Here is an 18,328-nt window from a genome sequence, read left to right as displayed (position 1 = left end):
CTCAATTGCCTTGGATGACTTGGCAAAACCGGCATTCATATGCGCTTTAAGAGGCGAAAGTACAATGTCTCGCATCGTGCGGGGGACTGAAGCCAGGCCTTCGTCTGGTGATCCTCCGCTTTGCTCCGCGTGGCAAATAAATGCCGGCGGCGGTCCAGATCGATGGAGCCGAAAAAAAGCCACCCCGAAGGGTGGCCTAAGTCAGGGAGGAAACGCCCATCACGGGCCTCTGGGATCAGGCCGCAGCCTGTTCGATCGGTGAGAAGGGTAGCCCGAGGCTTTCGGCCACCGCTTTGTAAGTTAGCCGGCCCCGATGGACGTTGAGGCCTGCGCGCAAATGCGGATTTTCGAGCACGGCGGAAAAACCCTTGTTGGCCAGAGCCAAACCAAACGGCAGCGTCGCGTTATTCAGTGCCTGGCTCGAGGTCAGCGGCACGGCGCCGGGCATATTGGCCACGCAATAATGAATGACGCCATCCACTTCGTAAGTTGGCTCAGCGTGAGTGGTTGGGTGCGATGTCTCAAAGCAGCCGCCCTGATCGATAGCGACATCCACGAGCACCGCCCCCTTGCGCATCGAGCTCAGCATGCTCCGGCGGACCAGCTTCGGCGCGCTCGCACCTGGAACGAGCACCGCACCAATCACCACATCCGCCGCAAATACCTCTTCCTCCACGGAGTCGATGGTCGAAAACCTGGTGCGAACGCGTCCTTCGAATAGCTCGTCCAACTCGCGGAGCCGGAGTATCGAACGGTCGATGATGGTCACCTCTGCGCCCAGACCGACCGCCATGCGTGCCGCGTGCGTGCCAACGACGCCACCTCCGATCACCACGATTCGGGCCGGCCGAACACCGGGTACCCCGCCGATCAACAGCCCTCGTCCGCCTGCACTCCGCTTCAGGGCGCTACCCGCCGCTTCGATCGCAAGCCTACCCGCGACCTCGCTCATCGGCGCCAGCAGTGGAAGACCACCATGCGCATCAGTTACGGTCTCATAGGCGATCGCGGTGCATCCAGATTTCAGGAGGCCCTTGGCCTGATCCGGGTCGGGGGCCAGATGCAGATAAGTGAACAGGATCTGATTTTCCCGCAGCTGACACCATTCGGACGGCTGAGGCTCCTTAACCTTTACGATCATCTCGCTCGATGCGAATACCTCAACTGCGGAAGTTAGAATCGTTGCGCCAGCATTGCGATAATCGTCATCGGTTGCACCAATGCCAGCGCCGGCATTGGCCTCGATCATCACGCGGTGGCCCGCTGCCACGTATTCGCGGACAGCTCCAGGGGTAAGGCCCACGCGATATTCGTGCGCCTTGATTTCCTTGGGGACTCCGACCTTCATTTGAAAACTCCCTGCCTGAAGCGCCTTTCTAATCGGAAGCGCGCAGCGATATTGCGACCCAGCCGTCAAAATGGCGCAGGAATTCAGCGATATTTGACAAGCTTCGCAGGATTTCAAACCCACGGGTGCCGAGCGGATCGCGTGACCATGCTCGCTGAGCTTAACCGTCGAAACTGCGCGATGGCGGTGAATCGTTTCGAATTGCGTTCTCGGCTCGTGGAAAAGCTAACAACCGAAATCCAGCCTCGCCGAAACTTGTTAAAGAGCGAAGATCGCAGTCTGCCGGTTGGGCAGGATTGCCCATAGAAGGGATCGTTTCCAGAGTTGATGGCTGATGGCCATTGATCATAAATTTGGTTTCCAAAAAACTGGACGTTGCGCAGCGTGTTCAACAGATCCGAGGCAATTGTTCGCCCCACAGCCAATCGACGATTCGTCGGCCGCCGAAACCGGTCGCCATCTGCACAAATTTCCGATCGTCAGCCACCGCCTCGCCAATATCAGCTGCATCGGACCCGAGCGGGTGCGCCTTCATGGCCGCAAGCACGGCATCGGCCAAATCAGGCGCGACGATCGCAACGAGCTTGCCCTCATTGGCGACATGGACCGGATCGAGTCCAAGGAGTTCGCAGGTAGCCGCAACCGCGGGCTTCACCGGAATGGATGCTTCCTGCAGGCGGATCCCGAGGTCGGATTGATGCGCAATCTCGTTGAGGGTCGCGGCGAGCCCACCGCGCGTGGGGTCGCGCATCACCCGGATGCCGCCACCGCCGGCGGCAACCATGACCGCTACGAGGTTATGCAACGCTGCGGAATCCGAGACGACCTCGGTTTGAAAAGCGACGTTCTGCCGTTTTGACATGATCGCCACCCCATGATCGCCGAGGCTACCGGACACCAGCACACGGTCCCCGACCCTTGCCTTGTCGGCGGAGAGATCGAGCCCATCGGCCACAATCCCGATCCCGGTCGTAGAGATGAACAGACCATCCGCCTTGCCGCGCTCGACGACCTTGGTGTCCCCGGCAATGATGTAAACGCCGGCCCCGCGCGCTGCCGCGCCCATCGAATCCGCGATCGCCTTCAGATCCGAAAACCGGAAGCCCTCCTCGATGATAAAACTGGCCGACAGATAGAGGGGACGCGCGCCGGACATTGCGACATCATTGATCGTGCCGTGCACAGCCAGTGACCCGATATTGCCGCCGGGAAAGAACAGCGGCGAGACCACATAGCCGTCGGTCGTCATCACCATCCTGCCTGCCGCAACGTCAAACGCCGACTGATCATTGCAGCGGGCGAGCCATTCATTACCAAAGGCTTTGTGAAAAAGGCCGGAGATCAGCTGTGCCATGGCACGGCCCCCGGATCCGTGAGAAAGATCAACCCGTCCGTTCTCGACGTCGAGCTTGCGTTGATAGGCCTTTACGCTCATGACGTCCGCCTCAACTGTTCATCGCGAACTCGGCCATAGGTCCAATACGCCGCACAAGCGCCTTCCGATGACACCATGCAGGACCCTATGGGAGTTTCCGGCGTGCAGACGGTTCCAAACAGCTTACAATCGACCGGCCGCTTGGCGCCACGCAGGATCGCGCAGCACTCGCACGCCGGATTGTCTGCGACACGCAGGTCGTGGATCGCAAAACGCGTCTCGGCGTCGAATTGCGTGTAAGCCCGCTTCAGCTTCAGTCCGCTGTTGGGTACGAGTCCGAGCCCACGCCATTCAAACTGCTCACGCAGTTCGAATATCTGCGCTACCTCCTCCTTGGCGCGCCGATTGCCTTCGCGTGTCACTGCACGGCTGTATTGGTTCTCCACCTCGTAGCGGTCTTGGTTCACCTGCCGCACCAGCATCAGGATCGCCTGCATCACGTCGAGGGGTTCAAATCCCGCGATCACGATAGGCTTCTCGAATTGTTCCGCCAGGGGCTCGTAGGGCTGCGTACCGATAATGGTGCTGACATGTGCAGGCCCGATGAAGCCGTCAATTGGGACCCCGCCGGTGTTGCGGATCTTCGGGTTCTCGAGAATGCTGTGCATTGCAGACGGTGTAAGCACGTGGTTGCAGAACACGCTGAGGCCCTTCAGCCGCTTCTTCTCGGCAATTCGGATCATCACCGCCGTCGGGGGGGTCGTGGTCTCAAATCCGATGGCAAAGAAGACCACCTCGCGCCTCGGCGCCTGTTCGGCGAGCCGGATAGCGTCGAGCGTCGAGTAGACCATCCGAATGTCGGCACCAAGCGCTTTGGCTCGCAACAGGGACTGTCCTTGCGATCCAGGCGCGCGCATCAGGTCGCCGTAGGCGCACAGAGTGACCTCTGGTCGCTCGACGAGGCGGATCGCCATGTCGATTCGGCTGGCGGGCAGAACGCAGACGGGACAACCGGGCCCGTGGATCATGCGGACGTTCGCGGGCAGCAGATCCTCCAGGCCGTAGCGGGAGATCGCATGAGTGTGTCCGCCGCAAAATTCCATGAACCGATAGGCTCTTTGCGAACTGACCTCGGCGCCAATCGCACGCGCAATTCCCTGCGCGATGGCCTTGTCGCGGAATTCGTCGGCATATTTCATGATCGGCGTGCCCCTGCGCTGCCTAGCTCCTGCAGGAGTTCTAGCGTGCGCTTGGCTTCCGTCGGATCGATCTTGGCCAGCGCATAGCCGACATGGACAAGGACGCAATCGCCGACCTCGAGCTCGTCGATGAGAGCAATCGATATCTCCAGGCTAATGCCATCGATGGACACCATGGCCATGTCGTTGGGAAGAATTTTCGCGATCTTTGCCGGAACCGAAAGACACATATCAGGCTGTTCCTCCCCTGGCGGACGACCGTTGAGCAATCTGCAGAGCGGCAATCCAGGCCTGGCCAAGGCTCAAACCGCCATCATTGGGCGGCACCCGCCGCGGCACCAGCGGGGTAAGGCCGGCAGCGCTGCAACCGCGCGGGATTTCGTCCGCCAGCACCGCGTTCAGGAAGCAGCCGCCGCTCAGAACGACGGTATTAACGCCGGTTGTCCGCGCAGAGCGCGTGACCCAGTCAACGCAGGCGGCGGCGAAGGTGCCATGAAACAGCCCGGCTCCGCCCGCGGCGTCAATATCATCTGCAACCAACCGCGCAAACAGCGGCTGAAGCGACAGGACGCCGCCATCGATTGTCCAGCCGGCTTCGAGAATCGCAGTCCGCCGCACCAGCGCCTCGAGCTTCATCGCCGCTTCGCCCTCATAGCTCTGCAAACTCGCAATCCCCAGCAGCGCCGCTGCCGCGTCGAACAACCGGCCCGCACTTGTCGTGGTGGCCCCGCCCGGCTGATCGAGCAAGGCCGACATATATCCGGCCTGGCGTTGCGCCGCAAAGCGCGGCCCGATTTCGTTAGTCCGGCCGAGCCCGTGTAATACTGCGCTCGCCATGCGCCACGGCTCGCGGGCTGCACGATCTCCACCAGGCATTTGCAGGGGCGCTAAGTGCCCGATGCGTCGGCAGCTCGTCCCTTCGCACAACAATAGTTCGCCACCCCAGTTACCGCCCTCGGAGCCAAAGCCATGGCCATCGAGCACCAGGGCAAGCGCAGGTCCCGTATGGCCATGCTCGGCGATCACTGCGGCAGCGTGTGCGTGATGATGCTGGACAGCCACCAGCGCGCGGCCATTTGCTTCCGCAAACCGGGTGGAAGCCATATCGGGATGCAGATCATGGGCGATGACGACGGGCTCCACGTCAAGGCTCGATGTGAGGTGTCGGATCGTGTCCTCGAACGCACGAATGCCTTCGGCCGTATCCAGATCGCCAATATGCTGGGAGACGAACGCTTGGTTGTCCCGCGTGATGGTGACGGTCGATTTTAGTGCGCCGCCGACGGCGAGCACGGGCGGCACAGACTTCGCAAGCCGGATCGGTTCGGGAACATAGCCACGGGCACGACGAATGAATTGCGGCCGGCCAGCCACCACCGACACCACGGAGTCATCAGCACGCGTCAGGATATCGCGATCATGGGTCACGATAAGGTCGGCGATCCCCTTGAGCCGCCGCAGCGCCTGCGCGTTGTCGATCAGGAGCGGTTCGCCGCAAAGATTGGCACTGGTGGCGACGATGACCGGACCGGCTCCCGCACATGCTCCTGCCGAGCGAAGCGCATGAAAGATGAGGTGATGCAGCGGCGCTACAGGCAGCATGACACCCACACGCGATAAGCCAGGAGCTATGGCGGGCGCCAGATTGTTGCGCGAAGGCAGAAGGACGATGGGACGTGCTACGGATTCGAGCAGCGTAAGCTCGGGCGCGTTCGCCTCCGCGATGTCGCTGACGCGCTCTATGGAATCGACCATAACCGCGAACGGCTTCTGAAGGCGCTGCTTTCCCCTGCGCAAACGCTGCACGGCGTCCTGGTTACGCGCATCGCAAAGAAGCTGGTATCCGCCCAGCCCCTTTATCGCCACGATTTGTCCCCCCGCGATTGCCGCGACAATGGCGCTGATCCCATGGCTGAGCCGAGGACCGCATGTCGGACACGCGATGGCCTCAGCATGAAACCTGCGGCTCGCCGGATCGGCATATTCGGCCGCGCAGGCGGCGCACAGCCGAAAAGCCCTCATCACGGTGTTGTGGCGATCGTACGGAAGCCGTTCGGCGATGGTGTAGCGTGGGCCGCAATGGCAGCAACTGATGAATGGGTAAAGGTAATGCCGATTTTCTGGATCGAACAGCTCATTGAGGCATTGCTGGCAGGTCGCGGCATCAGCGACGATCTGCGTTGAAAATTTGCCGCCTTCGCTCGTACCGATCGAAAAGTCTTTCGCCGCGAGCGCCGCAGTCTCCCGAACGCAGATGTGGTCGATGCGTGCCAATGGAGGCCCCTCGAGCGGCAAGGTGGCGACAAACTCTGACGCACGGTCGCCCTCGACCTCGATGATAACGCCCTCGGGGCCGTTGATGACAAACCCCGCCAATCCGTACCGCATAGCGAGTCCATAGACGTAAGGACGAAACCCGACCCCTTGCACGGCCCCACTCACGCGCACGCGCAGCCGTGTTCGGTCGCAGGTGGTTGCGGCGCTCATCGCCTTGTGTCCTCTACGGCGCGCCTCTGATGCCCCGCCTGTCTATCGATCCAAGCGTAGAGCGCGCCAAAACCCTCGCCGGTACGCGCCGAAACTACAAGCACGTCGATCTTTGGATTGACGCGTCTGGCGTATTCGATGGTCTTGCCCAAATCGAACTCAAGCAGAGGGGCCAGATCAATCTTGTTGATCACCATGAGCGACGAAGCGGCAAACATATCAGGATATTTGAGCGGCTTGTCTTCACCTTCGGTCATCGACAACACTACGATCTTGCAGGCCTCGCCAAGATCGAAGGCTGCGGGACAGATCAGATTACCGACGTTCTCGATGAAGAGAATACCGCCCGTGAGCAGCGGCAAGCGGCGATAAGCCTCGCCAATCATTGCAGCATCGAGATGGCAACCCTTGCCGGTGTTAACTTGAATGGCCGGCACGCCGGCGGCCCGAATGCGTTCGGCATCGTTCGAGGTCTGCTGGTCGCCTTCGATCACCCCGACCGGACGGCTACGCTTGAGCTCGGAGACGGCGCGGACAAGCAGCGTCGTTTTACCCGCACCGGGACTGGACAAAAGATTAAATACAAGCAGGTCATCGGCTACGAAGAGCGCGCGGTTGTCCGCCGCAATCCCATTATTCTTGCCAAGAATATCGCGCTCGATCTGAATGACCCGCTCTCTGCTCATGCCCGTGACCTTCAAGGCAGCCGGCCCAGCGCCGCCGCTCAGAAGCGCCTGCCCGCCATGAGCCTGGTGATGGGCAGAGCGATGATGGTGACTATGACTATCGCGAGCATGGTATGAACGCTGCAGGGCTTGGTCGCCATGAGGATGGGCATAATGGCGATTGCAATCGTCCTGCACATGGGCATAGTAACGCGCGTGGCTCTCCGCATCATGCGCTTTTGCGCATTCGGTCGACGGCGTCCCTTCGCTGCAGCCGCAAACGGTACACATCAATCGATCTCCAGCTCTTTCACCCGCATCTGTTCGCCCGCGGTTACCTGCAACTGATAACTGCCGCAGCAGGGACAGCGCTCACCGCGCCGTGCAATTTCGACGCTCTTCGAACAGCTCATGCACCAGGCAACGCCTGGAAGTTCGACGATGTTAAGGACCGCGCCCTCGGCAACGGTCCGCGTTGCAACGGCAGCAAAGCAGAACCTGATCGCCTCAGGCGCGGCATGACTCAGCGCTCCCAGCTCCAGACAGACGCTCCGCACCCGCGAAAACGACCGATGACGTACCTCCTCCTCGACGATTTGAATAATGCCAAGACAAATCGCCATTTCATGCATCGCCAACTTCGCGAAAATTGAGGGTGAACCCGACGCACGGATCAAGCGATGCAATCACTGCATGGACTGCATCCCGACGTCGTCTCGCCGTCAGCACCGCGCCCTGCAGGTTCCGGACAAGCGGTCCGCGCCGGTGGAAATTCCACTCCGTCGGCGCGAGGAATTCGAAGCGGGATATCCGGCCCTGAGGATCAAGCTCAACCGCGTGGAAGAGACGCCCCCTGGCGCATTCGACCGCGGCCGCTGCACGGCCGGGCCCTAGCTTATATCTTTCGACAATCCCATGCTCCGCCGAGTCAATCTGAGCACCGGCCTTGAGCCAGGCGCATAGCCGGAGGATTTCAGCAATTCTGGCCCTCAGCCGCTCGGCCGCACCGGCTGGTCTCGGCGAGAGCCGATCACGCGTCATTTGGCGCGCCCATGGACCCGTCTCGGGCGCATGTCCGTCGAGATCGGGACAATAGCAAAATGTCGTGTCATCCACGAGCAGCCGTTCAATGATTTTGCGGTCGTCAGCAACAGACAGGTACGAGTGCTCCGCCGGAATTGACTTCAGGTCGATCTCATCAAGCGCTGCAATGCGAAGCGCCAATGGGCTACCGGACCTCAGCGCGCCACCCTCATTCGGCATGCCGAGCGCGGCCAGCGCAGCCACAATCCGTGCTGTCTCTTCGCGTTGAGCGGAGCCCCAGGCTGGCTGTGCGCTGCCGACAAGCGCTGACATTCCGCGCATCAGGGAGCGGATTGCCGCCGCACTGGCGATGTCTTGCGTAAGATGTCCGACAAAGAGGCCCCGTAGCAAATCCGCGATGCGTTCGGTAACGATAAGCGCAATACGATGCTGTCTTGTTGTGCGGGTGATCGCTTCGTCGCGCGCCGTCTCAATCGCGGACAGCAGTGCGGTTTGCTGCGCGGCGGCACACAACGCGAAGAGCCGCGGCAGCACCTTGAGCAGCGACGAGGCCTGTTTGCCGGCGAACAGCCGCGCCAGCGGCGGTCGGACACGCGGCAGGATCTCGACCGCGGCGACTACGTCGGCAGCTAGCGATACGGTGACATCAATTTTGTTGCGGGCAGCGAGGCTCATGCGCACCACTCCGCCAACATCCTGCGCAAGCTATGCCGGCGGTCGCTGCGCACGCGCCGTCTACGGGATCCCACCCGATGCCGAATGTTCTCCCAGCTCTTCATGTGAGGTACGCCTTAATAATTTCCTGCATGCGTTCGGCAGAGTCCTGGAAATCCTCGTCGGCAGCCAACGCAACAATCGGCACACCGCCGACCTCCAGCGTATCAAGGATGATGTTGTCCGTAGAATTGAAGAACTGCACCGACCAGACATTCCTGATCCCGGTCGCCTGCACTCGGCACGTGCCGTAGCCGCGGAAGATGAGTTCGACCGGGCCATTGCCCACGCTTTGCTGCAGGAATGCCAGGTCGATAACGCTCATCGGCAGCAATGTGAGATTGATGACATGCGCGCACATGCCAAACCGCCAGACGCGCGCCCGCTCGCGTATTTCGGCGAGCACCGGTTGCACGTTCATCGCGCCGTCCGGCGCGGCACCGATCGCAAGATCGGCGGACGTCAGGTCAGTTGCGGCGCGCCGCACAATCTGCGGGATCGCCCCGACCTCAACATATTCGTGCGCCGGCTCGGTCCCGATGCGCACGCGCCAGATTCCCGCAAGCTTGGACTCCTGAATTTGCGCCAAAGAGCCATCTGGCAGCGCAACCAAGCCGGCGACCTCACCTTCTCCGAGCACTTCGCCAATCAGCTTGCGCTCGGGATCGCTGAGATTCGCTAGTCCGTACAGTTGCGTCCGAGCGCCGCTTCTCTGGCTGCCAACGGCAGCAGCGGCATTCGATAACAGCGCGGTGGCATTCGGAAAGTTCCTTGCAAGCTCGTCGCCATCGCGCCAAGCGCGCTTGGCGAGCGCACTCGCACTTGTCAACCCACTATGGAATACGTCGAGCCCTCCAGAGCCCGTGGCAAGCTCGCTCGCCGTCCGGTCGACGCCGTCGGATACAACGCGGATCGCTGTTTTCATGATGCGACGTTCCGTTGGCTGTATCGAGAGGCAATGCACTTGCCGACAGCAGTGCTGCCGGCGTGTGGCCGAACGATCGGTACCGAGATGTGGTCGATCGTAACCAAACGGACTGGTCTTTTGCCGATCAGGCGGAGTGTATCGCGCCGATGGCACAGGCTCGGCGTCGACGGGCCACGCAGGCCGAGCCGGCCGACCAGTTCGCCACCAACGCCGCCCGCAGGCACTGCGCCTTGCTTTCGAAACGCCTTGACCATTTCAGGAAGGAAGAATGCGAGCTGGATGATCCGGAGCAAATATAGGGGATCGGCCGCCGACAGCGGCATCACGGCCGCCCTCACGGGAGCGTGCGCGGCCAGGCGCGCATCGACGCTGACGCCCTCTACGTCGGACGGAGCGGGCCGCGCCAGACCATGCTGCGCCGGCTGCAACTTCATCACACGCCTTTCTGATAATGTTCGGTTCTGCTAGCAGGCTATTAGCAAGGCGCATGCCAATCATCGCCTGGCCGCGACTCCCGCTCGAACCAACGGCTCGAAGCGTCTGACATTTTCCATGTAAAGGTTACGTGCGACTGGAATTCGATTTGTGAGCAAGCCTAGTCGGCGCAACAGGCGAACGGAACTGCTAGCGTAGGTGCTCCGGCAATTGCGGCTCATGACCGATCAAGTCCGCAAAGAAGCGATCGCAGTCCTGGCCGTTGAGGCTGGCCTCAAGCCCGTCAAGTGCTTCCGAGATCAGCCTTGCTTCCTCGTCATCCAAGAGCCGCACTGCGCTGTTGATATGAACGAGCACCTTGGCGCCGACCGACGCGTCGGAGAGCAGCATGACCGAGACGCGCCGCTGTTCATTGCCATGCTCGCACAGCGCCGTGATGCCGTCGGTCTCGACAATCGTCATTGGTAAGCCAAGGCACATGGTCAGTCGCGGGCCGCTAGATCGGCTGCGCCCTCATCTCATAATTCGCATGGTCGATATTGTTCGCCAACAGCCGTTCTGATGCAGGCAGCGGCGCGGTCCGCGGTTTTGCCGGCGAGTCCCACTGCGCCAGGAGTTTGCAAGCCAGTTCAATCGCAGGCGCAATCTGAAAGCGCACCGGGGCTGTCAGCGGACCGCCCCAATGCTCCAGGTCCAGCGGCTGACAGCCGATGAGAGCGAGCTCTCGCGGGCGGCGGCCAAGCAGGTCGGCCGCACTCAAAACCTCCTGAAAGCCGGTCTGATGCAGGCTCACCTTCTTGGCGGCGGTAAATTTTGGCACTTCGTCATCTCGCACAAGCTTCAACTGCCCGGGCAGCAATCCATAGTCGATGGCATCGAACACGATCAGGCAATCGGCCTGCTCGAGAAAACTGACGAGGTAGAGGCCCTGCGTGCCGCCATCGAGGACGGTGACGTTGTCATCGATGGCGTAGCGGCGATGAAACTCCTCGACCACCCGCACGCCGAATCCCTCATCGGCCCACAGGATATTGCCGATGCCGAGCACCAGGATCCGTTTCTTGTTTTCCGGATTCGGCATCCACTTCCAGTCAATCGCGAAACCCGCGCTCACCCGATATCGTCGAATAGATGCTCCGGCGCGACATGACGTCGTCCCGGATCACCGCGTAGATGTGAACCAGCGCAAAGATCACGATCACCCACAGGCCGAGATGATGCCAGGTATGGACGTCCTGACTGTTCGGCCAAATTGAAAACATCCAGCCGAACAGCTTGTACTGCCAGCTGTCAGTACCGGCACCTTGCCCATAAAGTGCAAAGCCTGTGACGACCATGAACGTGATCGTCTGCGTAAACATGAAGAACATTGCGAGCTGAGCAAGACGGTTGTGCCCGACGCGCCTCTCGGGCTCAACTCTAAGGAACGCATACCAGCGAATCTCGTGGTACACCTCGCGCCAAAAGTACCTGCGCCAGAGCGGCACGCAAAAGATCTGCATGGCATGCGCGTTTCCCATCAAGGCCCAGTAGATGCGCAGAAGAAAGCCGACGCTGAGTACATATCCCGCCGAGAAATGAGCAAAGCGGATATAGCCGAACAGGAAATTGCCGCTTGTCTCTCCCCATATCGCCGGTGTCCCGGTTCCAATGAGATAGCCGGTTAAACTCAGCATCAGAATGGCCGCCGCATTGACCCAATGCCACAGTCGCACCGGCGCGCAGGCGACGCCACCGCCGATGGGGCGTTCAGTCGGTGCCGCATCGACGGCGGCAAGGAGCTGCGGAGCGTTGTCCAGCATGTCTCTAACGAACTTTGACTGAAGCCATTTCTTGGCCGTCAGGACTCATTACGTGGGTCGAGCAAGCCAAGCACGGATCAAAGGAATGGATGGTGCGCAGGATCTCCAGGGGCCGCTGCGGATCGGCCATCGGGGTACCGATCAGGGAGGCTTCAAAAGCGCCAATATTGCCCTTGGGATCGCGAGGAGATCCGTTCCACGTCGTCGGCACGACACATTGATAATTGTCGATCTTGGCGTCCTTGATCTTGATCCAGTGCCCGAGTGCACCGCGCGGCGCCTCAGTGAACCCGTAGCCCTTGGCCTCCTTGCGCCAGCTTTCCGGCTTCCACCTGCTGACATTGGCAGTTGCCGTATTGCCTGCCTTGATGTGGATTACCAGCTTATCCTGGAAATAACGCATCTGATGCGCCGCCCACTGGCATTCGAGCGCCCGAGCCGCAGTACGGCCAAGCGTCGAGAACAGCGCAGTCAGGGGAAGATTGAGCCCCTTGAGCAGTCTCTCGGCGGGCTCCTTGAACTCGGCTGTGCCTTGCGCATAACCGATGATGTATCGCGCCAATGGCCCGACCTCGACGGCGTGGCCGCGCCAGCGCGGCGCTTTGATCCAGGAATACTTGCCGCCTTCGTCGAGTTCCTTGATATCTGTCTTGCTGCCTTTGAGTTTTGGCCCAAGTTCAAAACTCGGCTCGGTGATACCGTCCCAGGGATGCAGTCCACAGCAATCGCTGGGGTATTTATACCATGAATGCGCGACGAATTCCTGGATCTGCTCGGGATCACCATGGTCGATCGGCAGTATCTCCTTGAGATTGCCATCAAGAATGACCCCGCGCGGCAGCTTGAGATTTTTCGCGGAACAGTCATTGGCGTGTTCGGGGATGTCACCATAGGACATCACGCTTTTGCTCGAAAGTCCGCCGCCATGGAGCCAGTCCTTATAGAACGAGCAGATCGCGGCAATGTCGGGCAGGTAAACCTGCTCGACAAACTCGATCGAACGATCGATGATCGAGGACACCATGTTCAGCCGCTCAATATTGATCGCACCCACCGCACCAGTTCCGTCGATGTTGATCGCGCAGGGCACGCCGCCGACCAGCCAGTTCGGATGCGGGTTCTTGCCACCATAGATAGCTTGGATCTTGACGATCTCCTTCTGGAAGTCGAGCGCTTCCAGATAATGTGCTACAGCCATCAGGTTCGCTTCCGGTGGCAGCTTGTAGGCCGGATGCCCCCAATAGCCATTCTTGAACGGACCGAGTTGCCCTGATCCGAAGAATTTGGTGAGCCGGATCTGCAAATCCTTAAAATAGCCAGGGGACGACAGCGGCCAGGGCGAGATAGACTGCGCCAGCGCGGAGGTCGACTTGGGATCGGCCTTGAGCGCGGAAACCACGTCGACCCAATCCAGCGCGTGCAGGTGATAGAAATGTACGAGGTGATCATGCACGAGCAGGCACAGCTGCATGATGTTGCGGATCGAATTGGCATTCTCCGGAATCGTAATTCCTAGTGCATTTTCAACCGCGCGCACGGACGTGAGCGCATGGGTGCCGGTGCAGACCCCGCAAATCCGCTCGGTGAACGCCCAGGCGTCCCGCGGATCGCGCCCGCGCAGGATGACTTCGATGCCACGCCACATCGTCCCGCTTGAGACCGCATTGCGGATCACATTGTCGGAATCGAGATTGGCTTCGACGCGCAGGTGGCCTTCGATCCGCGTCAGCGGATCGATGACGATTCGCCTGCCGGAACGATCGAGATTGAACCCATTCGGTGTCTGGACGGCCACCGTCGTCCCCTCCTCAACTCGGTTTGCTTTTGTGGGCTGCGCGATCCGGCTTGTGGGTCAACCGCTTCACGGCGGTGACCGCCGCATGGGCAGCGACGGTTAGCCCAACCGCGCCGGCTGCGGCCACGCCGATCTGGTCGGCGTTCTCCTCGATGCCGAACTGCTTGATGGTTGTGAGTCGGTCGTAAAATGACCCTTTATCCCAGAAGCCGTCTTCGGAGCAGCCGAAGCAGCCGTGCCCGGATTGAATCGGAAATGAAACGCCGCCGTTCCACCGAAGGGCCGAACAGGCATTGTAGGTGGTTGGCCCCTTGCAGCCCATCTTGTACAGGCAATAGCCCTTGCGTGCGTACTTATCGTCCCACTCTTCGACGAATTGGCCAGCATCGAAGTGGGAACGCCGATAGCACTTGTCGTGAATGCGCTCGGAATAAAACATACTTGGACGCCCTTGGCGATCGAGCTCCGGAAGCTTTCCGAACGTGGTGATGAAAGTCACGAGGCCACTCATGACCTCTGCGATAGGCGGGCACCCGGGTACCTTGATGATCGGCTTGTTGGTGATCACCTTATCGATCGGCGCCGCGCCAGTCGGATTGGGCTTGGCCGCTTGCACGCATCCCCAGGACGCACACGTGCCCCAAGCGATGATCGCCATGGACTCTTCCGCCATCGACCTGAGCTTTTCAACGAACGGCTTGCCGCCGTCAATGCAGAACATGCCACCTTCGTTCAGCGGCGGATTGCCTTCGACGGCGAGCACATACCTGCCTTTGTACTTGGCACGAGTTTCCTCCAGGATGGCTTCGGCCTGGTGTCCTGCCGCCGCCATGATCGTATCGTCATAGTCGAGCGAAATCATCGACAGCAGTGCGTCCTTGATCAAGGGATGGGCCGAGCGGATAAAGCTTTCCGAGCAGCAGGTACACTCGAGCCCGTGCAGCCAGATGACGGGCACACGCGGCTTGGTCTCCAGAGCGTTGGCAATACTGCTTGCGGCGAGCGGACTAAGTCCCAAGCTCGCGGCCGTCAAACTGCAGAATTTGTGGAAACTACGACGCGTGATACCCTGACGTCTGATCACGCTGTAGAACGTTTCCGTTGCACCAGCCATGAGGCCTTCCATGTGAGTTATCGTCGACTAAACGAATTGCTGACGTTCAGCAAGAAACAGGCCACCGAAGCGAAACACTTGACAGATACCAAGCCACCCCTTCGGGATTTGCGGATTGTCGAACCCAGCCAGCGAGCCACAAGCTGCGCCATTGATCTGTCATGCTAATGGTGTCCGGTTTTGGACGTCGATGTGAGCACTTCAACAGAGCAGCACGATGGTTCAAACAGCCCGCACCAAAGCGGCTGTCGAGCGACGAAGAGAAGCCGCAATGGATTGAGCCGCGATGCGCACGCTGCCTTCACCTTTTAGGTCTGATCGATCCGATCTGCCTTATTCAAAGCGACTCGCCGCACGGCATCGCTACAGGATCGTGGGCGAGAGCCTGGACGTTCAGAGCTATCATCTAGGAGCGTTCATCGCGCGAGCCAATCGATAGCACGGCGCGATCGTCTTGGCGCATCGCGTCACCAAACCCACTTGCAAGAGCTTCTTCGCGATGGCGGAGGCGATCTCGTTTTTGAAGCACTGGTGCGGTCCGGCCGACCGGATAGCAGGCGACGGCGCCGACTTTCAGTCGACATCGATCCGTACTAGCAACCCTGTCTGCCTACTACCCAAACCGGTTCATCGAGCCTTTCGAGGAAAAGCGAATTATCGGATTATTGCAGCATAGACGATATACTGGACTTGTTCGCGGTAGTACTTTCGGATTTCTCCGGGCGCTGCCGTTCCGACCACCACGACGAGACGCTCCTTTGGGTCGCAGAAAAATTGTGTCCCGTAGGCGCCGGTCCAGGTGAACTCACCTGGATTGCCCGGAACCGCCGAGAGACCCTCGTTTATGCGTACAGCCACTCCGAGCCCGAAGCCGAAGCCGGCACGGTGCGCCTCCACATTGGCGACCTTATTTTTGATCTCTGGCGCGAGGTGGTTGGAGATCATGTGGCGCACCGTCTTCGGACCGAGAATGCGCTGCCCATCGAGCTCCCCACCGTTGAGCAGCATTTGTCCAAAGCGCACGTAGTCACCGACTGTCGCAAATGCGCAGGCTCCCCCGCAGTCAAACTTCGTCGGACTTTCGAGGAGCTCGATATCTTGTGGCTTTCCCGTCAGCGGGTCGTCTGGAAATGGATGCGCGAGGCGCTCGCGTTGCGATTCCGACAAATGGAAAGTGGCATCCTGCATTTCGATGGGCTTCCACAGGTTGGTGGCAAGATAGTCGCCCAATCGCTGTTCGCTGACCTGTTCCACGACAGCTCCCAGCACATCGGTCGAGAAGCCGTATTCGAATTCCGTCCCCGGTTGGTGCGCTAGCGGAAGCTTGGTAATGGCTTCGATGAACGCCTGCTTATCGCCCCTTAGTGGCGGAGCGGCGAAATCGGGATAGAGACGCGCCACTTGGTCTGAGCTGTCGAGGGGCGCGCCATAGGTGAGCCCGGATGTGTGGCGATATAGGTCGTGGATGTAGATCGGAGAACTCTGCGTTTGAAATTCTAATGAGCCGTCATGCTGCGGCACTCCCACCTTCATGTCTGCGAATTCCGGGTAGTAATCCGTAAGCCTAGCCTGTAGAGGCAGGCGACCTTGCTCCATGAGGATAAGCCCCGCAACGGCCACCATCGGCTTGGTCATAGACGCAAGCGCGAACATCGCATCGAGCCGCATCGACCTTCCTTTTGCAGGATCGAGTTGCCCGTACGCCTTGTATTGAATCAGCTTTCCGTCTCTGGCGATTGCAACTACCGCGCCCGGCACGCGTTTACTCGCGATCTCGCGAGCGAAGAACTCGTCTAGCTTGGCGAGGCGCTGCTGAGAAACGCCGACGTCATCGGCCCTCGCTTCGGGCAGAGGCGCGGAGTGCACTGAATTGAAGCCGATTCCAGCAGCCGCCGCGGCCATAACAAGCTTGTTCATTGTAGCCTCGCAAGGATGGATGATCGGCTTGCAATACTGCTGCTCGGTCGTGATCGGATATGTCTGGCCGGTAGGCCTAAGACGGTTCTATCCGGCCCGGTGCGCTTGCGCTCATGTGCCTCTCCTGGCACAGTGTCTGTCGATGAGGGCTAAGGTGAAGATTGCCGCAAAGGCGAACATCACCATACCGCCGGCAACCACACTCGCCTCGCGCCAGCGCGATGCTTGGACGTACTCTACGACGTACGCTGACAACACCTTGGTGCGCCCAGGAATGTTGCCGCCGATCATCATCACCACGCCGAATGTGCCGATCGTATGAGAAAAGCCAACCACGGCGGCTTTAACAAACTCCAGTCGCGCCAGCGGCGCGCTGATGGCAATGAAGGCATACAACGGCGAAACGGGCGGCGTAGTTTCCAAGGGGCGATCGCCTATCGCAACAAAGGCGTTACGGATCGGCTGCACCACCAACGGCAGCGCCGAGAGGACCGATCCGACCACGATTCCTGCGAAGGTAAAAGCGAGCGTGCGCTCGCCCCAGAAAGCGGCGAGAACGCCACCCGGTCCGTGGGGGCCGAGCAACACGAGTAAGCAAAAACCGAGAGCCGTCGGCGGTAGCACCAGCGGCAGGGCGATCATCGTCGCCACCGCCTCGCTCAAAAGAGTCTTTGAGCGCGCTAGCCACCAAGCGAGGGGCACACCAATCACGAGGAGGATCACGGTCGTCACGCTGGCGAGCTCGATCGTGAGCGCAACGGATTGCGAAATCTCTGCCGAAAAGACATCCATGTGCGTCAGCACAACAGTGCGAGCAAGTCGCCGTATCGGCACAGTGATCGTCTGCACGTCCGGCTCACCCAGGGATGTGGCGCGGATCGCCCTTTCGTTGCGCGGCACTTCGTGGCGGCCGCCACATTCGCGCGCGTCGTTTCTGCGAGCAAGAGCAGCATCGCACGCCTCATCGGCAACTCCTGTGACAGGGCTGCTTCGATCCATCAGACGGCGGCAGCTCCTCGTTCGTCATCAGCAATTCCTGTGCCGCGTGCGAACTGTGGCGCGCTCTATGCTCAACGTGAGAGAAATTCGCATAGACGCCGACGGCACTGTGGAGTGGACCTAACGCTTTGTCAGATTTCTGGCATCTTTGTTCCCGAGCAGACAGCGACAGCCGCGCAACGAAACGGCTTGAGGCCCCGAGAGATGCCTGTTTGGTTTGCCGACGGCTCAAACGCCGCACTCGCCACGCCGGCAATGGAACGGATCGCAGGAAGCCTGCCATTTGGCAGCAACGCGAATGACCTAGCTGAGAAATCATCGTCAGCTGATTCTGCGACGCGGCAAAAGGTGCGAGGGGCCGAGAGCGAACGCCGCCTCTCGACCAACCTGCCTAATGCGCACCGTTAGCACAGGCCTGGAGACAAGTGCCCCGTGCACGAACGAGCTTTGCCGCTAGCGACACGCAGTGCATCCATCAAAGATTTTTTCGCGCAATCGAGTTCCTA

The 18,328-nt window shown here is 60.1% G+C and carries 17 protein-coding genes; all 17 read right to left on the bottom strand.

Annotation, left to right across the window (positions count from 1 at the left end; genetic code table 11):
• Nucleotides 1-235: 235 nt before the first annotated feature.
• Nucleotides 236-1,348 (bottom strand): alanine dehydrogenase, encoded by a 1,113-nt coding sequence (gene ald / locus BLV07_RS06920; RefSeq protein ID WP_091881644.1) that lies wholly within the window; start codon nucleotides 1,346-1,348, stop codon nucleotides 236-238.
• A 388-nt stretch (nucleotides 1,349-1,736) separates the two neighbouring features.
• A complete protein-coding gene (gene hypE, locus BLV07_RS06915) occupies nucleotides 1,737-2,783 on the bottom strand; it encodes a hydrogenase expression/formation protein HypE (protein WP_091881639.1) in 1,047 nt (348 codons plus the stop codon).
• A complete protein-coding gene (gene hypD, locus BLV07_RS06910; protein ID WP_091881634.1) occupies nucleotides 2,780-3,922 on the bottom strand; it encodes a hydrogenase formation protein HypD in 1,143 nt (380 codons plus the stop codon). Before hypD ends, hypE begins: the two co-directional genes overlap by 4 nt.
• The gene (locus BLV07_RS06905; protein WP_349524403.1) at nucleotides 3,919-4,098 is read right to left on the bottom strand and encodes a HypC/HybG/HupF family hydrogenase formation chaperone; all 180 of its coding nucleotides are present in this window, start codon (nucleotides 4,096-4,098) and stop codon (nucleotides 3,919-3,921) included. The genes hypD and BLV07_RS06905 overlap by 4 nt, the downstream gene beginning before the upstream one ends.
• A gap of 55 nt (nucleotides 4,099-4,153) precedes the next feature.
• Complete coding sequence (gene hypF / locus BLV07_RS06900; RefSeq protein WP_091881625.1) at nucleotides 4,154-6,409, bottom strand: carbamoyltransferase HypF; 2,256 nt, start codon at nucleotides 6,407-6,409, stop codon at nucleotides 4,154-4,156.
• The gene (gene hypB / locus BLV07_RS06895) at nucleotides 6,406-7,365 is read right to left on the bottom strand and encodes a hydrogenase nickel incorporation protein HypB (RefSeq protein ID WP_244550992.1); all 960 of its coding nucleotides are present in this window, start codon (nucleotides 7,363-7,365) and stop codon (nucleotides 6,406-6,408) included. The genes hypF and hypB overlap by 4 nt, the downstream gene beginning before the upstream one ends.
• Nucleotides 7,365-7,706, bottom strand: coding sequence for a hydrogenase maturation nickel metallochaperone HypA (gene hypA / locus BLV07_RS06890; protein WP_091881621.1), 342 nt, complete (start codon nucleotides 7,704-7,706; stop codon nucleotides 7,365-7,367). Before hypA ends, hypB begins: the two co-directional genes overlap by 1 nt.
• Entirely contained in the window at nucleotides 7,699-8,793 is a 1,095-nt protein-coding gene (locus BLV07_RS47375; RefSeq protein WP_091881617.1) for a hypothetical protein, read from the bottom strand. The genes hypA and BLV07_RS47375 overlap by 8 nt, the downstream gene beginning before the upstream one ends.
• A 100-nt stretch (nucleotides 8,794-8,893) precedes the next feature.
• Nucleotides 8,894-9,757: a hydrogenase expression/formation protein gene (locus BLV07_RS06880; protein WP_244550991.1), complete on the bottom strand. Its 864-nt coding sequence runs from the start codon at nucleotides 9,755-9,757 to the stop codon at nucleotides 8,894-8,896.
• Entirely contained in the window at nucleotides 9,754-10,086 is a 333-nt protein-coding gene (locus BLV07_RS06875; RefSeq protein ID WP_244550990.1) for a hypothetical protein, read from the bottom strand. The genes BLV07_RS06880 and BLV07_RS06875 overlap by 4 nt, the downstream gene beginning before the upstream one ends.
• 298 nt (nucleotides 10,087-10,384) lie before the next feature.
• Complete coding sequence (locus tag BLV07_RS06870) at nucleotides 10,385-10,675, bottom strand: HypC/HybG/HupF family hydrogenase formation chaperone (protein ID WP_091881607.1); 291 nt, start codon at nucleotides 10,673-10,675, stop codon at nucleotides 10,385-10,387.
• A gap of 16 nt (nucleotides 10,676-10,691) precedes the next feature.
• Nucleotides 10,692-11,276, bottom strand: coding sequence for a HyaD/HybD family hydrogenase maturation endopeptidase (locus tag BLV07_RS06865; RefSeq protein ID WP_091881603.1), 585 nt, complete (start codon nucleotides 11,274-11,276; stop codon nucleotides 10,692-10,694).
• 10 nt (nucleotides 11,277-11,286) lie between these two features.
• Complete coding sequence (cybH, locus tag BLV07_RS06860; protein ID WP_176945382.1) at nucleotides 11,287-11,997, bottom strand: Ni/Fe-hydrogenase, b-type cytochrome subunit; 711 nt, start codon at nucleotides 11,995-11,997, stop codon at nucleotides 11,287-11,289.
• Between the two features lie 4 nt (nucleotides 11,998-12,001).
• Nucleotides 12,002-13,792 carry a nickel-dependent hydrogenase large subunit gene (locus tag BLV07_RS06855; protein ID WP_091881596.1) on the bottom strand — a complete coding sequence of 597 codons (1,791 nt, stop codon included), beginning with the start codon at nucleotides 13,790-13,792 and terminating at the stop codon, nucleotides 12,002-12,004.
• A gap of 13 nt (nucleotides 13,793-13,805) precedes the next feature.
• Entirely contained in the window at nucleotides 13,806-14,906 is a 1,101-nt protein-coding gene (locus BLV07_RS06850) for a hydrogenase small subunit (protein ID WP_091882077.1), read from the bottom strand.
• Between the two features lie 654 nt (nucleotides 14,907-15,560).
• On the bottom strand, nucleotides 15,561-16,823 hold the full coding sequence (locus BLV07_RS06845) for a serine hydrolase domain-containing protein (RefSeq protein ID WP_091881591.1): 1,263 nt from the start codon (nucleotides 16,821-16,823) through the stop codon (nucleotides 15,561-15,563).
• A 111-nt stretch (nucleotides 16,824-16,934) separates the two neighbouring features.
• The gene (locus BLV07_RS06840) at nucleotides 16,935-17,615 is read right to left on the bottom strand and encodes a molybdate ABC transporter permease subunit (RefSeq protein WP_176945398.1); all 681 of its coding nucleotides are present in this window, start codon (nucleotides 17,613-17,615) and stop codon (nucleotides 16,935-16,937) included.
• Nucleotides 17,616-18,328 lie beyond the last annotated feature (713 nt).

Origin of the sequence: Bradyrhizobium sp. Rc2d, from assembly GCF_900099855.1 — a bacterium.
GTDB lineage: Bacteria > Pseudomonadota > Alphaproteobacteria > Rhizobiales > Xanthobacteraceae > Bradyrhizobium.
This window is presented reverse-complemented; position numbering and strand designations above follow the sequence as displayed.

Coding starts and splice junctions, on each gene's coding strand:
- ald (WP_091881644.1), bottom strand. CDS start 1,348: ATGAAGGTCGGAGTCCCCAAGGAAATCAAGGCGCACGAATATCGCGTG.
- hypE (WP_091881639.1), bottom strand. CDS start 2,783: ATGAGCGTAAAGGCCTATCAACGCAAGCTCGACGTCGAGAACGGACGG.
- hypD (WP_091881634.1), bottom strand. CDS start 3,922: ATGAAATATGCCGACGAATTCCGCGACAAGGCCATCGCGCAGGGAATT.
- BLV07_RS06905 (WP_349524403.1), bottom strand. CDS start 4,098: ATGGTGTCCATCGATGGCATTAGCCTGGAGATATCGATTGCTCTCATC.
- hypF (WP_091881625.1), bottom strand. CDS start 6,409: ATGAGCGCCGCAACCACCTGCGACCGAACACGGCTGCGCGTGCGCGTG.
- hypB (WP_244550992.1), bottom strand. CDS start 7,365: ATGTGTACCGTTTGCGGCTGCAGCGAAGGGACGCCGTCGACCGAATGC.
- hypA (WP_091881621.1), bottom strand. CDS start 7,706: ATGCATGAAATGGCGATTTGTCTTGGCATTATTCAAATCGTCGAGGAG.
- BLV07_RS47375 (WP_091881617.1), bottom strand. CDS start 8,793: ATGAGCCTCGCTGCCCGCAACAAAATTGATGTCACCGTATCGCTAGCT.
- BLV07_RS06880 (WP_244550991.1), bottom strand. CDS start 9,757: ATGAAAACAGCGATCCGCGTTGTATCCGACGGCGTCGACCGGACGGCG.
- BLV07_RS06870 (WP_091881607.1), bottom strand. CDS start 10,675: ATGTGCCTTGGCTTACCAATGACGATTGTCGAGACCGACGGCATCACG.
- BLV07_RS06865 (WP_091881603.1), bottom strand. CDS start 11,276: ATGCCGAATCCGGAAAACAAGAAACGGATCCTGGTGCTCGGCATCGGC.
- cybH (WP_176945382.1), bottom strand. CDS start 11,997: ATGCTGGACAACGCTCCGCAGCTCCTTGCCGCCGTCGATGCGGCACCG.
- BLV07_RS06850 (WP_091882077.1), bottom strand. CDS start 14,906: ATGGCTGGTGCAACGGAAACGTTCTACAGCGTGATCAGACGTCAGGGT.
- BLV07_RS06845 (WP_091881591.1), bottom strand. CDS start 16,823: ATGAACAAGCTTGTTATGGCCGCGGCGGCTGCTGGAATCGGCTTCAAT.
- BLV07_RS06840 (WP_176945398.1), bottom strand. CDS start 17,615: ATGGATGTCTTTTCGGCAGAGATTTCGCAATCCGTTGCGCTCACGATC.